Here is a 14,798-nt window from a genome sequence, read left to right on the forward strand (position 1 = left end):
AGATGTGTATAAGAGACAGTCGCCGACAAGGTCGGCTCCCACAAAACAGAGGAGGCGGCTCCCACCGAGAGGTGGCCCCTGGCGGGGGTATCAGAGGTCCGTCAGGGCCAGCGGTTGTGCCAGGGGGGCGCCATCGAACACCGGGCCGCGATCCCAGCGCAGGCGGCCCGAGGCGATCGCGCCGACCACGGCGGGCAACAAGCGGTGTTCCTCGACCAGAAGGCGTTCGGCGAGGTCGGCCTCGGTATCGCCCGGATGCACGGGAATGCGGGCCTGGGCGACCACGGGGCCGCCATCGAGCTCGGCGGTGACGAAGTGCACGCTGGCACCGTGCTCCACATCGCCCGCCTCGAGGCAGCGCCGATGCGTGTGCAGGCCGCGGTACTTGGGCAGCAGCGAGGGATGGACGTTGATCGCCCGGCCTTCCCATGCGGCCACGATGCCCGCGTCGACGATCCGCATGTAGCCGGCGAGGACGAGCAGGTCGGCCCCGCTCCGGGCGACGTGGCCGAACAGCGCCGCGTCGAAGTCCGCACGGGTGGGGTAATCCTTCGGATTCAGCGCGACGGTGGGAATGCCGGCCGCCGCGGCTATCCGCAACGCGCCGGCCTGGGCCTTGTCGCTGCCCACGAGCGTGAAGTCCACCGGCAACCGGCCGCCGTCACGGGCGGCGATGAGCGCGGCAAGGTTGCTGCCGCGCCCGGAGGCGAGCGCGGCGATGCGCAGACGGCGTTCCACGCGAGGTGTCAGGCGATGTGGACGCGCTCGTCGCCCGATGCGGCGACGACCGAACCGATGACCCAGGTATCCAGGCCGTGACCGGCAAGCAATGCCTTCGCCGCGTCTACCTGATCGTGCGCGAGCAGCACCGTGAAGCCGATGCCGCAGTTGAACGTGCGCCACATTTCCTCGGGAGCCACGTTGCCCTCGCGCTGCAGCCACTGGAACACCGGCGGCATCTCCCAGGAGGAGGCGTCGATGGACAGGCCGAGGCCGTCGGGCACCACGCGGATGATGTTCTCCTTCAGCCCGCCACCGGTGACGTGGGCCATGCCGTGCACGTCGACCTTCGCGATCAGGTCGAGCATGGGCTTCACGTAGATCGTGGTGGGCGCCATCAGCGCGTCGACCAGTTTCACGCCGCCGATCTCGGTGTCCAGCGGCGAACCGGCGCGCTCGAGGATCCGGCGGATCAGCGAGTAGCCGTTCGAATGCGGACCGGAAGAGGCCACGCCGAGGACGACGTCGCCCGCGACGATGGACGAGCCGTCGTTCATCGCGGACTTTTCCACGGCGCCGACGGTGAAGCCGGCGAGGTCGTATTCGCCCGGCGGATACATGTCCGGCATCTCGGCCGTTTCACCGCCGATCAGCGCGCATCCCGCCAGTTCGCAGCCGCGGGCGATGCCGCCGATGACCGAGGCGGCCGTATCGACGTCGAGCTTGCCGGTGGCGAAGTAGTCGAGGAAGAAAAGCGGTTCGGCCCCCTGCACGAGCACGTCGTTGACGCACATGCCGACGAGGTCGATGCCGATGGTGTCATGGCGGCCAAGCTGCTGGGCGAGCTTGAGCTTGGTGCCCACGCCGTCCGTGCCCGAGACCAGCACCGGCTCCTTGTAGCGACCGGACAGGTCGAACAACCCGCCGAAGCCACCGAGCCCGCCCATCACCTCGGGCCGGAAGGTCCGCTTGACCATCGGCTTGATGCGCTCGACGAGGGCGTTGCCGGCATCGATGTCGACGCCCGCGTCGCGGTAGGTGAGGGAGCCCTGGTCGGAGGACATAAGCGGTTCCGGCGCGTATTGGAAACCGCGCATGATAGCAGCAAGCGGCGGCGCGGCCGGTCCCTGCACATGCCCTGGATGGACGCCATGCCAAGGTTTGGGCAGACTTCCCGCCTTCACAAAGGGATGCCACGACCATGCGCCCAGCCCGTTTCCTCGCCTTATGGATGCTCCTCGTGGTGGCTTGCGCCGACTCCGCCATGGCGCAGACGTCGATCTACACGGTGACGGTGCCGGTGGCCGATACCAGCGCCGCCGTACGCGACCAGGCCTTCGCCACGGGGCTCACGCAGGTGCTCGCCCGTGCTTCCAACGGGGCCGATCCCCGGGGGAAACCCGGCTATGCGGAGGCCATGAAGCAGCCCGGTGGCCTTGTTCAGCAATACCAGTACGCCCGTACCGGCGGTGCCAATGGCGCCCCGTTGAGCCTCGATATCGTCTTCGATCCCGGCGCCATCCGGCGGGTGCTGGCCGTGGGCGACGCGTCGGTCGCGGCGCCGAAGCCGCCCGTCCTGGTGATCGCCCGCGACGCGAGCGGGAAGCTTCTCGGCCAGCAGGACCTGGTGCCGTTGGCGCAGATGGCCGATACCCGCGGTTACCAGATCGTCGTGCCCAAGGCCGACTCGCTCCCCGATCCCGCGGCCATCGCCCAGGGCGATCCCGGCGCCGTGGCGACCGTGGCCCGCCGGTACAACACCGCCATGGTCCTGGTCGGCAAGATCGGCGACGACCAGGCCGACTGGACCCTCGTTTCCGCCGGACGCACCGGCACCTGGAAAGACAGTGGCGAAGCCCGCGCCGCGCTGCTCGCCAATGGCGCGAACGCCATGGCCGACAAGCTCGACCGGCAGTTCGCCGCCACTCAGGGCGGCAGTTCCAGCGGCAAGGTCTGGGTGACCGGCCTGCGCTCGGCGGCCGATTACGCCGGTTTGCTGGCGACCTTCCAGAACGATCCTTCGGTCAAGTCGGTGGCGCCCGTCGGTGCCACGGCCGACGGGGTGCTGCTCAATGTGAACGCCAGCGCGCCGTTGGCACGCCTGGTGGCGGCCTACGCGGCCGGTGGCCACATACTGGCTGCCGATGCACACGATGGCGCCGACCTCGCCGTGCGCTGGGTCCCGTGACCTCCTACGACGAATCAGGACTCGCATGAACCACGACACTTCGCGCCGCTGGCAGCTGCTTGCGATCACCGCCGTCATCATCTTCGTGATCTGGTTGCTGGCACCGGTGCTGATGCCGTTCGCCATCGCGGCCATGCTCGCCTACCTCGGCGACCCGCTCGCCGATCGCCTGCAGCGGCTGGGCATGGGCCGCACCTGGGCGGTGAGCATCGTGTTCACCGTGATCTCGCTGGTCTTCGTCGGCGTGGTGCTCCTGCTCATCCCGCTGATCCAGCACCAGTTCGAGAACCTCGCCGAGAACCTCCCGCACTACGTGGACTGGGTGCGCGGCACGGCCTTGCCGTGGATCCAGACACGCCTGCGGCTGGACCCGAACGTGTTCGATACCGACAGCCTGCTGGCGACGATCCGCGAGCATATCGGCTCGGTGGGGAGCATCGCCGCCAAGGCCGTCGCAAAGGTCACCCAGTCGGGCATGGGGGTGGTCACCTGGATCACCAATGCCGTGCTGATTCCCGTCGTGGCGTTCTACCTCCTGCGCGACTGGGACACGATGATCGCGCATATCCAGCGCCTGCTGCCGCGCTCGATCGAGCCGACCGTCGTCCATCTGTCGCGCGAATCGGACCAGGTGCTCGGCGCCTTCGTCCGCGGCCAGTTGCTGGTGATGCTGGCGCTGGGCGTGTTCTACGGACTGGGCCTCACCCTGGTCGGCATTTCCATCGGCCCCCTGATCGGCATGGTCGCGGGCCTGCTCAGTTTCGTCCCCTACCTGGGTTTCATGATCGGCTTCGTCGCGGCGCTGATCGCCGCGCTGGTGCAATACGGCGACTGGACGCACGTGATCCTCGTCGCGGTGGTGTTCACCATCGGCCAGTTGCTCGAAGGCTATGTGCTCGTGCCGCGCCTGGTCGGCGGCAAGATCGGCCTGCATCCGGTGGCGGTGATCTTCGCCGTGCTGGCGGGCGGCCACCTGTTCGGATTCCTCGGTGTGCTGCTGGCACTGCCCGCGGCTTCCGTCGTGGTGGTGCTGATGCGCTATGTCTTCGCGCGGTACCGTGAGAGCGACCTCTACATGGAACCCGCCGCGGACGCGTCCACCGAACAGGTGGAAGTCGACGTGGATGTCGACGTCACCGTGAATGCGCGGCGCGACCAGCCCCCATTGCCCGGCGACGGCCATCCATGACGGCCCAGCTTCCCCTCGCATTGCGCTGGCCGCGACGCCAGCGCTTCGAGCACTTCCATCCAGGCGATAACGCGGTGGCCGTGGAAGCCGTTCGGGCCGCGGCGGTGGATCACTCCGCGCCATGGGTGTTCCTGGCCGGTCCACTGGGCAGTGGCCGTACCCATTTGCTGATCGCGGCATGCCAGGCGGCGATCGACGCTGGCCGCACGGCGCAATACCTGCCGCTGGCCGGTTTGCGGGGCTCGCGTGCGGTGGCGATTCGTGGCATGGCGGGCAGCGACGTGCTGGCGATCGACGACATCGATTCCATCGCCGGCGAGGACGACGCGGAGCATGCGTTGTTCGACACGTTCAACCGGTATCGTGCCGACGGATGCACGCTGCTGTTCTCGGCGGCGGGCGCGCCGGTATCGCTGGATATCGCCTTGCCCGACCTGCGTTCGAGGCTGGGCTCGTTGACCCAGGCGGTGCTGAAACCATTGGCCGACGCGGAACGCCGCGGCGTGCTGCGTGAGCAGGCCGCGGCGCGTGGCATCGAACTGGACGACGTGGTGCTGGACTGGCTGTTCGCGCATCATGCGCGCGACCTGGGTACCTTGCTGGACCTGCTCGATACACTGGACCGCGCGTCACTCGCCGCGCAACGGCGAGTGACGGTGCCTTTCCTGCGCAACCTGCTCAAGGACGACTGAGTCAGCTCGCGCGCCGGGTAGGCACGGTATCGATCAGCGTCTTGCGCTCCGGGTCGTTGTCGCGCACGCCGTATACCCGAAGCACCGCCTCGTCGGTGTCGTGTTCCACCACCAGGTAGGTGCGCTGCGAAGCGGAGCCGCTGAGGTAGACCGGCACGCTGCCGATATTCCTGTAATACCCGAGGGAACGGTGCAGATGCCCGGCGAATATGGCCGCCACGTCGACGCCTGAAACGGTACGGGCGAAGTCGCCGTTGAAATTGTCGGGATCGTGCATGTGGACGATGGCGAAGTCATAGGCACGATCCGAAGGGGTACCGAGGGGCGGCACGCTCAGGTGTACGCCAAGCAGGTGGTGTAGCCATGGTACCGAGGATTCGATCTCGTACCGTGCAGGGACGATGCCCTCGGTCGTATCGAACGAAACCTCGTAGGTCGGGTGGTTGTTGAGTTGCATGTGCAGCACGCGGTCCAGTCCCGGTGCGCGCACGGCGTAGGCGAGGCTGCCCACGTAGCGGGTGCTGAACGCACCCGGTTGGGCCGCGAAGTCGAACGAGACGACGCCCCGCTTCTTCGTCACATGGCGAACGAGGTCGGTGATGCTGTCCCGCGCGCAGCCGTTGTTGAAGCAGCCTTCGCCCTGGTCGTTGCGGATGTTGTTCTCGTAGTCGTGATTGCCGAGCCCCAGATGCACGTTGTCACCGAGGATCCGCAGCAGGCGCTCCATCGTGGCGCGCTGCGCTCCATGGCCATAGGCGGTGATGTCGCCATTGATGAACACGGGGATATCCTGCCCCGGGCGGGCCGCGCGGTAGGCGACGATGCTGCGGTACTGCTCTTCGATCAACGCCTCGGATTCCGCGTCGCGTTCGGCATCGTCCTGGGATATGCGGGCATCCGTCTTCGCCGTCCAGGGATATTGGGGATCGGAGGTGACGATCATCGTGCGTACTTCGGCCGTGACGGCAGGGGCCAGGCAGGTCGAAGCGAGGGCGAGCGCGAGCACGGCCGAAAGGCGGCCGGGGTTTCGTGTGGGGAGTGGCACGGGTTTTTCCTTGATCTGTCGTAGGGGAAGCGAACATCCGGTTCGCCAACGACAGATTAGGAGGCAGCGCCCACGCGCGTATGTAGGCTCATGGAAGGAGCCAGCGCGAGGGTTTATCCCTTGGCGCTGGCCTTCCGACTACACGCCGAGGAGGCGGGGCGTGGCGTTGGCGCCGATGACCTCGGTCATCGCGGCTGCCACCTTGTGATTGGCGGCGATGATGTTGCCGCTCTCCGGCAGGCCTTCGCGTCCGGCGAAATCACCGTAGACGCCACCGGCCTCGCGCACGAGCAGGGCGCCCGCGGCGATATCCCACACGTTGAGCCCGGGCTCGAAGAAACCATCGACGCGGCCGGCGGCCACGTAGGCGAGATCGAGCGCGGCCGAACCCATGCGGCGGATGTCTTCGGCGTCCTTGAGCAGTGCCGCCGTCATCGCCAATTGCGCGTCCAGGTGGTTACGCGCCCGGTAGGGATAACCGGTGGCGATCAGCGCACCGGCAAGGCCTTCGCGCTTGCCGACGCGGATGCGGCGATCGTTGAGGTAGGCGCCGTCCCCCTTGCTCGCGGTGAACAACTCGTCGCGCAGTGGGTCGAAGACCACGCCATAGACGGGTTCACCCTTCTCGACCAGGGCGATCGAGACGCAGAAATGCGGGATGCCGCGCAGGTAGTTGTGCGTGCCGTCGAGCGGATCGATGACCCAGGTCAGCGGCCCCTTGCCGATCTGCCCGGACTCTTCGCCCAGGATGGCATGGGTGGGATAGGCACGGCGGAGTTCCTTGACGATCTCGGCTTCGGCGAGGCGGTCGACCTCGGAGGCGAAGTCCATACGCTGCTTTTCGACGACCGCAAGGCCTTCGATGCGATTCATATAGCGCAGGATGATGTTTCCTGCGGAGCGCGCGGCGCGCGCCGCGACATTGACGGCGGGTCTGGGCATGGGATCGGCTTGGTAAAAGAACGTGGGAGGCGGTCGAGGCCGCATCGGCCGCAGAGTTTACCACCCTGTCGCGCCTCGCCCAAGTCATTGCCGTTGTAGACTTTCCGGTCCTCCCCGCCAATCGTCCGCCACCCATGGCCCTTTCCGATCTCCACGACCGCCTTCGTTTCGTCCTCGTCCGCACCTCCCATGCGGGGAATATCGGCTCGGCCGCGCGCGCGATCCGCACGATGGGGTTCGACCGGCTGACCCTGGTGGCGCCGCACCGCTTCCCGGATCCCGAGGCGACGGCGTTGGCGGCCGGGGCGGACGATGTCCTGGACCATGCCGCGATCCACGACGACCTGGTCGACGGCCTGGCGGGTGCCACCTTCGCCCTCGGCCTGTCCGCCCGCCGTCGTGGCGTGAACCTGCCGGAACTGGACCCGCGCGAAGGGGCGGCCCAGGCGATCGCCGCCGCCCGCCGCGGCGAGCAGGTGGCGCTGGTGTTCGGCAACGAGCGAACCGGGCTGGAAAACGACGAACTGGCGCGTTGCCACGCCATGGTGCGGATTCCGAGCGTCGACGATTTCAGCTCGTTGAACCTGTCACAGGCGGTGCAGGTGGTGGCCTACGAGCTGCGTACGGCGCTGTTGGCGGAGGAACCGCGTGCGCCGGTGGCCGGAGTCGACCCCGACGAGGCGCCGGCGGATGCCGAGCAGATGGAGCGGTTCTTCACCCACCTGGGCCAGACGCTCGACGACATCGAGTTCCACAAGGGCCGCTCGCCGACGACGATCATGCTGAAACTGCGCAAGCTCTTCCTGCGCGCCCGCCCCGAGCCGCGCGAGCTGCGCATCCTGCATGGCATCCTCGCGGATGCGCAGCGCATGGCCCAGATCGCGCACAAGGGCGATTGATTGCGTTTTTGCCGTTGCGGCGCAACACTTCGGGGGATTTGCCGGTTTGCCCGGCCAACGCTTCCCCCACCAGCCCAAAGAGTCCCGTGAGCGAAAACGCAAACGCGCCGTTGCCCCTCAACGCGCCCTGGATCGTCATGAAGTTCGGCGGCACCTCCGTGGCCACCGCCGCACGTTGGCGCAATATCCTTGAACTGGCCGCCAGCCGCCGCGCCGAAGGCGCGCGCGTACTGATCGTGGTCTCGGCCCTGTCCGGCATCACCGACGGCCTGAAACAGCTTTGCACGCACACGGAACCCAAACGCCGCTCGGAGGCGGCCGCCGCACTGGCCGATCGCCACCATGCCTTGCTCGCCGAGATGTCGCTGGCGATGCCGCAAACGCTGGGCGCGCGGCTTGCCGACCTGGCGCTGCTCGCCGAGGCCGGCGCCGCGGACCTGGGCGAACTGGCCTGGCAGGCTCGCGTGCAGGCGCATGGCGAGCTGATGTCCAGCGCACTCGGGGCGGCCTTCCTCTCCGCCAACGGACTGGCGACGACCTGGGTCGACGCCCGCGACTGCCTGCGCTCGGTGGTGTTACCCAACCAGAACGAGCGCACGCGCCTGCTCTCGGCCATGGTGGAACCGCACCACGATGCGGCGATTTCCGCGGCGCTCGCGGAACGCGGCGACGTGTTCATCACGCAGGGGTTCATCGCGCAGGACGAAGCCGGCCGCACGGTCTTGCTCGGACGCGGCGGATCGGACACCTCGGCCGCGTACTTCGGTGCGCTGCTGGCGGCGTCGCGCGTGGAAATATGGACGGACGTGGCCGGCATGTTCAGCGCGAACCCGCGCCAGGTCGCCGGGGCGCGCCTGTTGCAGCGGCTCGACTACGAAGAGGCGCAGGAAATCGCATCCACCGGTGCCAAGGTCTTGCACCCGCGCTGCCTTTCTCCGCTGCGCGAACCGCGCGTACCGCTTCTGATCAAGGACACCAACCGGCCCGAGCTGGAAGGCACGTCGATCGGCCCGGAAGTGCGCGAGCACGCGCCGAGCATCAAGGCGATCAGCGCACGCAAGGGCATCACCCTGGTATCGATGGAATCGGTCGGCATGTGGCAACAGGTCGGCTTCCTCGCCGACGTGTTCGACGCGTTCAAGCGCCACGGCCTGTCGGTGGACCTGATCGGTTCGGCGGAAACCAATGTCACGGTATCGCTCGATCCCACCGAGAACCTGCTCGATTCGGATGCGATCGCCGCGCTGGCGGCGGATCTGGCCCGCGTCTGCAGGGTGAAGGTGATCGCGCCCTGCGCGGCCATCACCCTTGTCGGCCGCGGCATGCGTTCGATGCTGCACAAGCTGTCGGGCGTGCTGGCCGAGTTCGGCCAGTTGCGCGTGCACCTGATCTCGCAGTCGTCGAACAACCTCAACCTGACCTTCGTCGTCGACGAGGATGTGGTGGATGACATGCTGCCTCGCCTGCACGAACTGCTGATAGGCGCCGGTGCGCTGCGTACGGACGACAGCGTCGTCTTCGGTCCCTCCTGGCAGGCGCTCTACGGTGCCGGCGAACAGGCGTTGCCGAGCGCCGCATGGTGGCGGGGCGAACGGGCCGCCTTGATGCGGCTGGCCCAGGAACGCACCCCGCGCTACGTCTACCACGTGCCGACGGTGCGCGCGCAGGCTCGCCGCGTGAAGTCGTTGAAGGCCGTGGATCGCGCCCACTACGCCGTAAAGGCGAACACTCATCCGGGCATCCTCAAGGTGCTGGCGGAGGAAGGCTTCGCCTTCGAGTGCGTCTCGCCGGGCGAGCTGGCGGCGGTCTCTGCCGCGGTGCCGGACGACGTACCCCTGCTGTTCACGCCGAACTTCGCGGCCCGTCGCGATTTCATCGCGGCCTTGCAGACGCGGGCGACGATCACCATCGATGCCCTGCATCCCATCGAGCAATGGGGCGAGATGTTCGCGGGGCGCGACATCATGCTGCGGGTGGATCTCGGCCGTGGCCTCGGTCATCACGAGAAAGTGAAGACCGGCGGTACCGGTAGCAAGTTCGGCGTACCGATCGAACACGTGGATCGATTCCTGCGCCTGGCCGATGCGGCGGGCGTAAGGGTGATCGGCCTTCACGCGCACCTGGGCTCGGGCATCCTCGACGCGGCGCACTGGGGCGAGGTCTACTCGCAACTGGCGGCGCTGGCCGAGCGCATCGGCACGATCTCGGTGCTCAATATCGGCGGTGGCCTCGGCGTGCCGTCGCATCCTGGCGAGACGGCGCTGGACATGGCGGCGCTCGACCGCGTGCTTACCTCGGTGCACCAGGCCTATCCGCAGTTTCAGTTGTGGGTGGAACCGGGCCGTTACCTGGTGGCCGATGCGGGCGTGTTGCTGGCCAAGGTCACGCAGGAAAAGGAGAAGGGCGCCAACGTGCGTTACCTCGGCCTCGATACCGGCATGAACAGCCTGATCCGCCCGGCGCTCTACGATGCCTGGCACGAGATTGCCAACCTCTCCCGTGTCGACGAGCCCGCCACCACGATGTACCAGGTCGTCGGCCCGATCTGCGAATCTGGCGACATCCTCGGTTCCGACCGCCGCCTGCCCGAGTCGAAGGAAGACGACGTGATCCTCATCGCCCAGGGTGGCGCCTATGGCGCCGTGATGTCCTCCCGCTACAACCTGCGTGACGAAGCCGACGAGGTCTTGCTGCCGTGACCGCCACGCTTGCCGATCCACGCCAGAGCGAACGTTTTCGCTTCGTCCGCCATGCGTTCGTCGATGGCGTGGCCGAACTGGTCTATGCCTTCGACGAAGGCCCGGAACTGATCGAGCGCGTGACCTTCCCGGGCGCGCCGTCGGTGCCGGCGGAACGCGAGGGGGCTTTCGCGGCGGCGCTGCGCCTGCTCCATCTGGTCGCTGGCGTCAGCTACTACAAGGCGGGCATTCCCGCCACGATCGTCGTCGAGGGCGAGGCGCTCGACGAAGACGGCGCGTCGATGCTCGATGCGCTGTACTTGCACGGCCTGGCCGAGTTCGCCTACCGCAACCGCCTCGACCTTCGCGGGCGCATCGCCTTTCCGTTTGAGCGCAAGCGTCATGCGGCAGCGTCGGCGATCGGCCTGCCGAAGCGTTCGCTTCTGCCCATCGGCGGTGGCAAGGATTCGGTGGTGGCGGTCGAGGCGGTCAAGTCCATCGGTGCCGAGGCCACGGCCGCCTGGGTGGGTAACTCGCCGCTGATCGCCGAGTGCGCCGCGCGCACGGGCCTGCCCACGCTCAACATCTCGCGCGAACTGGCGCCGGGCCTGTTCGAACTGAATCGTCTCGGTGCGTGGAACGGGCATATCCCCGTCACCGCGATCAACTCGGCGATCCTCGTGGTGGCGGCGGTCCTCTATGGCTACGACTCCATTGTCTTCGCCAACGAGCGTTCCGCCTCGGTGGCCACGCTGGAGTACGAAGGCCAGGAAGTGAACCACCAGTGGAGCAAGGGCTTCGGTTTCGAGAAAACCCTGCACGACTACCTGCACTCGCACGTCGCCGCCGATCTCGACTACTGCTCGCTGCTGCGGCCCTGGTCGGAGTTGGCCGTGACCAGCGCGTTCGCGCGGCTGGGTGGCGACTATTTCAACGTCTTCTCCAGTTGCAACCGCAATTTCCGCATCCTCGGACCGAAACCCGCCGATCGCTGGTGCGGCCAGTGCCCGAAGTGCCATTTCGTTTTCCTTGCGCTGGCCCCCTTCATGGCCAAGCCGCGACTGCTGTCGATCTTCGGGCGGAATCTGCTCGACGACGAAGAGTTGGCGGGCGCGTTCGATGCGTTGCTGGAATACAAGGACCATAAGCCGTTCGAGTGCGTTGGCGAGGGCGCCGAGGCGCGCGCCGCGCTGGCCGCCCTGGCCGAACGGCCGGAATGGCGCGAGGATGCGCTGGTCGCGCGTTTCCGCCGCGAAATCCTTCCCCAGCTCGATCGTTCCGAACTGGCACTCGAGCCCTGGCTCAAGCCCGGTGCGTCGCATCTGGTGCCGCGGCGCCTGCTCGGAGCGCTGGATGCGCTGGGCTGATCTCGAAGGCCGGCGGGTCGCCGTCTGGGGGTTCGGCCGGGAAGGACGCGCGGCGCTGGATGCGCTGGCGCGGCGCCTGCCGGGCCAGGCGGTCGAACTCTATTGCGCCGCGGACGAGGTGGATGCGGCAAAAGCAGCGTTTCCCTCTGTGCGCGTGCACGATGCCGCACCCGATGCCGATGCGCTGGCTACCTTCGATGTCGTCATCAAGTCCCCCGGCATTTCCGCGTACAAGCCGGAACTGCTGGAGGCCAAGGCACGCGGTACGCGCTTCACCTCGGGTACGGCGTTGTGGTTCGCGACGCATGGCGACGCGCGCACCATCGCCGTCACCGGCACCAAGGGCAAGAGCACGACGTCCGCCTTGCTCGCCCACCTGGCGCGTTCGCTAGGCGTGCGTACCGCGTTGGCGGGAAACATCGGCTTGCCCTTGCTCGAACTCGACGAGGCCAGCGCCGACCTGTGGGTCATCGAACTGTCGAGTTTCCAGACCGGCGAGGCCACGGGCGTATCCCTCGGCGTCGTGACCAGCCTGTACGAGGAACATCTCGACTGGCACGGTTCGCGTGCGCGCTATGTCGACGACAAGCTCAAGCTGCTCGCGGCGTCCGAACGGGTGCTCGTGAACGCGGCACAGCCCACGTTGCTTTCGCGTGCCGCCGATCATCCGGGATTGCACACGTTCGGTGATCTCGCCGGATGGCACGTGGCGGACGGCTGGATTCGGCGGGGCGGCGAGGACGTCATTCGTGCCCGACGGGTGTCCGCTCCCGGGCTGCACAACGCGGTGAACGCCTGCGCGGCGCTGGCCGCGCTGGAGATCCTGGGTTACGACGCACGTGCCGCCGCGCCTGCGCTGTCGACCTTCGTGCCCTTGCCGCATCGGCTGCAGCCGCTGGGAGTGCGCGACGGGCTCGCCTGGATCAACGACTCCATCAGTACGACGCCACTGGCGAGCCTGGCCGCGCTGGAAAGCGTGGGGGCGAAACGCACGGCACTGATCGTCGGCGGCCACGATCGTGGCCTGGACTGGACACCCTTCGTCGAAGCGATGCACGGGCACGAGCCGGAAGCGATCGTGTGCCAGGGCGGTAACGGCCCGCGTATCGCGGACGCGCTGGAGGCGGCCGGTATCGCGAACGTCTACCGCGCCACCGACCTCGGTGCCGCCGTGGCCGCCGCGCGAGCCGCCCTCGGTGGAGAAGGCTGCGTCTTGCTCTCGCCGGGCGCGCCGAGCTTCGATCAGTTTCGTGACTACACCGAGCGTGGGCGGTACTTCGCGGAGTTGGCGGGTTTCGAGCCGGGCATGGCCAGCATCCAGGGCCTCGGCGTCGGCTAGCGGAATCGCCGACAAGGTCGGCTCCCACCAGGTCGCTGTATCGCCGACAGGATTGGCTCTCATCAGGTCGCTGTATCGCCGACAGGGTTGGTTCCCACCAGGCAAGCTCATATCGGACAAAGGTCGGAGGCTGCTCCTGTGGGAGCCGACCTTGTCGGCGATTCGGCGCGCGAAGACCTATTCGTCCGTCGCAGCCAACAACGTCCCGACCACAGCCGCCAGCGCCGCGTACAACTCCGGCGGCACATCGTCGCGCAGGCGCACCGCCGCGAGCAACGTGGCTATCTGAGGGTCGAGTTGCGGCGCCAGTCCCAGTGCCTGCGCACGATCCAGCATCGCCTTCACGGCGTCCGCGTCCACGCGTTGGCTCGTTCCGCTGCTGGTCGGCGACGCGAGGCGTAGCGTGACGCTACGGCGAGGCGAGGGCAGCGGCTGGCTCATGCGCGCGCTTCCAGTAACACGGCGCTATAGGCGCTGGTCGATGCGGGCAGGCCGTGCATGCAGGCGAAATGGTCGAGCACGAGTCCACTTTTCTCGAGCAGCCGGCGCAGCGACACGAATTCGTTTTCGAGACGGCTGACGGTCTCCGCGTGCTGGGCCCACAGGCGTACCGATACACGCGGGGTACGTAGCTGTATCTCGCCCTGCACGGCACCCAGCGACGGAGGATCGATGGCGAAGCCGACCGTCCACGGGCCCTCTTGTTCGCCGGGAGCGGGCTCGCCTTCCTCGATACGCAACTGAAGCACGTCGTAGCCACGGACGCCTGCGACGGGGATCTCGATCATCCACAGGCCGGCATGCGGCTGCGACTCGAGTTGGGCGATTTCGACGCGCGAAAGCGCCGCGCGCGTATCGCTGCGTAGCTGGTTGACCAGTCCGTCGACGTCATCTTCCGTCACCGCGAGCTCGGCGGCACGCGGTTGGGCCACCAGCGAGCGCTGAGCCAGCGGTGGGGGTGTATCGCTGAGCGGTCGCGACAAGGTGGATGAACCCGGTCGGCTCGCCGATATGTCGGCCAGCGTGCGGCGCAGGGCGAGCAGGGCGGCCTTGAAATCGTCCGCCGCCGGTGTCTCCCGCTTCGGTTCGGCGAGATGGGCTTCGAGGAAGGTTCCGCTCTTGGCGATGGCTTCCTTCATGCCCAGGGGTGAACTGATGTCGTCGGGCTTGTTGATCGCCGCTTCGAGCGTGGCCAGGGCCGCGCGTAACGGGGCAGGGAGCGCCCGTGCCGTCGGGCTGCGTCCGAGGGCGGCCAGTACGCCGAGAAGGGGGGCGTAGCCATTCTGCTGAGGCAGGCGTTCGCGCAGTCCCTGCATCGCGACCTGTTCGTCCGTGTTGCCCGGGATCACTTCCAGCTGCGGCTGCGCACCCTGGGTCAGCACGCGCACCTGGAACTGTGGAGGAAGCTGGGTACCGGTGCCTGGTGCGTCGGCCTCGACGGTCAGCCCGCCGATCTCCAGCAGCAGTTTGCCCAGCTCGTTCTGGCCCATCACCCGCGCCAACAGCAAGGTCCCGACCCGCCAGCTGTCCGCGGCGGCCGTGGTGCCCGCGGCCGCGCCCGCCCATAACTGGGCAGCGAGACTGGTCGGCTGGATGATCAAGGGGGATGTCCTCCCGAGCCTGGCGGGCCCCGAATGGGCACGCTCCTCTGACTGAGGAAATCGGCGGGAACTTGCGAAACTTTAGAGGCGCACTGGCAGTGGAACCTGGCAAGGCCGTCCGGATAACCCGCGCGGCGC

At 67.6% G+C, this 14,798-nt stretch carries 13 protein-coding genes; 7 read left to right on the forward strand and 6 right to left on the reverse strand.

The annotated features are described in order from the left end of the window. Positions 1-90: 90 nt before the first annotated feature. Together purN and purM are read right to left on the reverse strand one after the other, a co-directional pair. A complete protein-coding gene (purN, locus tag ACR9ZJ_RS04395) occupies positions 91-738 on the reverse strand; it encodes a phosphoribosylglycinamide formyltransferase (protein ID WP_481281310.1) in 648 nt (215 codons plus the stop codon). Positions 739-746: 8 nt separating this feature from the next. After that, complete coding sequence (gene purM, locus ACR9ZJ_RS04400; protein WP_481286993.1) at positions 747-1,784, reverse strand: phosphoribosylformylglycinamidine cyclo-ligase; 1,038 nt, start codon at positions 1,782-1,784, stop codon at positions 747-749. 137 nt (positions 1,785-1,921) lie between these two features. Here purM and ACR9ZJ_RS04405 point away from each other — a divergent pair, with 137 nt between their 5' ends. The 3 genes from ACR9ZJ_RS04405 to hda are packed head-to-tail and all read left to right on the forward strand — an operon-like array spanning position 1,922 to position 4,789. Continuing rightward, complete coding sequence (locus tag ACR9ZJ_RS04405) at positions 1,922-2,908, forward strand: DUF2066 domain-containing protein (protein WP_481286994.1); 987 nt, start codon at positions 1,922-1,924, stop codon at positions 2,906-2,908. 25 nt (positions 2,909-2,933) lie between these two features. Continuing rightward, positions 2,934-4,097, forward strand: coding sequence for an AI-2E family transporter (locus ACR9ZJ_RS04410; protein WP_481281308.1), 1,164 nt, complete (start codon positions 2,934-2,936; stop codon positions 4,095-4,097). Then, positions 4,094-4,789 carry a DnaA regulatory inactivator Hda gene (hda, locus tag ACR9ZJ_RS04415; protein WP_481286995.1) on the forward strand — a complete coding sequence of 232 codons (696 nt, stop codon included), beginning with the start codon at positions 4,094-4,096 and terminating at the stop codon, positions 4,787-4,789. Before ACR9ZJ_RS04410 ends, hda begins: the two co-directional genes overlap by 4 nt. Before the next feature lies 1 nt (position 4,790). On the opposite strand, the gene ACR9ZJ_RS04420 is transcribed toward hda, so the two are convergent. Together ACR9ZJ_RS04420 and ACR9ZJ_RS04425 are read right to left on the reverse strand one after the other, a co-directional pair. Beyond that, complete coding sequence (locus ACR9ZJ_RS04420; RefSeq protein ID WP_481286996.1) at positions 4,791-5,834, reverse strand: metallophosphoesterase; 1,044 nt, start codon at positions 5,832-5,834, stop codon at positions 4,791-4,793. A 138-nt stretch (positions 5,835-5,972) separates the two neighbouring features. Beyond that, complete coding sequence (locus tag ACR9ZJ_RS04425; protein ID WP_306852055.1) at positions 5,973-6,776, reverse strand: inositol monophosphatase family protein; 804 nt, start codon at positions 6,774-6,776, stop codon at positions 5,973-5,975. A 134-nt stretch (positions 6,777-6,910) separates the two neighbouring features. Here ACR9ZJ_RS04425 and ACR9ZJ_RS04430 point away from each other — a divergent pair, with 134 nt between their 5' ends. The 4 genes from ACR9ZJ_RS04430 (at position 6,911) to murD (ending at position 13,059) form a co-directional block, all read left to right on the forward strand. Beyond that, positions 6,911-7,675 (forward strand): RNA methyltransferase, encoded by a 765-nt coding sequence (locus ACR9ZJ_RS04430; RefSeq protein WP_481281305.1) that lies wholly within the window; start codon positions 6,911-6,913, stop codon positions 7,673-7,675. 137 nt (positions 7,676-7,812) lie between these two features. Continuing rightward, complete coding sequence (locus tag ACR9ZJ_RS04435) at positions 7,813-10,374, forward strand: bifunctional aspartate kinase/diaminopimelate decarboxylase (protein ID WP_481287019.1); 2,562 nt, start codon at positions 7,813-7,815, stop codon at positions 10,372-10,374. Continuing rightward, positions 10,371-11,720 carry a UDP-N-acetyl-alpha-D-muramoyl-L-alanyl-L-glutamate epimerase gene (gene murL, locus ACR9ZJ_RS04440; protein ID WP_481286997.1) on the forward strand — a complete coding sequence of 450 codons (1,350 nt, stop codon included), beginning with the start codon at positions 10,371-10,373 and terminating at the stop codon, positions 11,718-11,720. Before ACR9ZJ_RS04435 ends, murL begins: the two co-directional genes overlap by 4 nt. Continuing rightward, positions 11,707-13,059, forward strand: coding sequence for a UDP-N-acetylmuramoyl-L-alanine--D-glutamate ligase (gene murD, locus ACR9ZJ_RS04445; protein ID WP_481286998.1), 1,353 nt, complete (start codon positions 11,707-11,709; stop codon positions 13,057-13,059). The genes murL and murD overlap by 14 nt, the downstream gene beginning before the upstream one ends. Positions 13,060-13,236: 177 nt before the next feature. Here murD and ACR9ZJ_RS04450 read toward each other — a convergent pair whose 3' ends face one another. Then, positions 13,237-13,500, reverse strand: a complete 264-nt coding sequence (locus ACR9ZJ_RS04450) for a flagellar biosynthesis protein (RefSeq protein WP_481281302.1) — start codon at positions 13,498-13,500, stop codon at positions 13,237-13,239. Continuing rightward, the gene (gene fliK / locus ACR9ZJ_RS04455; protein ID WP_481286999.1) at positions 13,497-14,660 is read right to left on the reverse strand and encodes a flagellar hook-length control protein FliK; all 1,164 of its coding nucleotides are present in this window, start codon (positions 14,658-14,660) and stop codon (positions 13,497-13,499) included. Before fliK ends, ACR9ZJ_RS04450 begins: the two co-directional genes overlap by 4 nt. Positions 14,661-14,798: the final 138 nt, after the last annotated feature.

This window comes from Luteibacter sp. KNZ12-1A, from assembly GCF_056755675.1.

What these genes read in the sequence shown, in the direction of transcription:
- purM (WP_481286993.1), bottom strand. Translation starts at nt 1,784, where the DNA reads ATGTCCTCCGACCAGGGCTCCCTCACCTACCGCGACGCGGGCGTCGAC.
- ACR9ZJ_RS04405 (WP_481286994.1), top strand. Translation starts at nt 1,922, where the DNA reads ATGCGCCCAGCCCGTTTCCTCGCCTTATGGATGCTCCTCGTGGTGGCT.
- ACR9ZJ_RS04410 (WP_481281308.1), top strand. Translation starts at nt 2,934, where the DNA reads ATGAACCACGACACTTCGCGCCGCTGGCAGCTGCTTGCGATCACCGCC.
- hda (WP_481286995.1), top strand. Translation starts at nt 4,094, where the DNA reads ATGACGGCCCAGCTTCCCCTCGCATTGCGCTGGCCGCGACGCCAGCGC.
- ACR9ZJ_RS04425 (WP_306852055.1), bottom strand. Translation starts at nt 6,776, where the DNA reads ATGCCCAGACCCGCCGTCAATGTCGCGGCGCGCGCCGCGCGCTCCGCA.
- ACR9ZJ_RS04430 (WP_481281305.1), top strand. Translation starts at nt 6,911, where the DNA reads ATGGCCCTTTCCGATCTCCACGACCGCCTTCGTTTCGTCCTCGTCCGC.
- ACR9ZJ_RS04435 (WP_481287019.1), top strand. Translation starts at nt 7,813, where the DNA reads ATGAAGTTCGGCGGCACCTCCGTGGCCACCGCCGCACGTTGGCGCAAT.
- murD (WP_481286998.1), top strand. Translation starts at nt 11,707, where the DNA reads ATGCGCTGGGCTGATCTCGAAGGCCGGCGGGTCGCCGTCTGGGGGTTC.
- ACR9ZJ_RS04450 (WP_481281302.1), bottom strand. Translation starts at nt 13,500, where the DNA reads ATGAGCCAGCCGCTGCCCTCGCCTCGCCGTAGCGTCACGCTACGCCTC.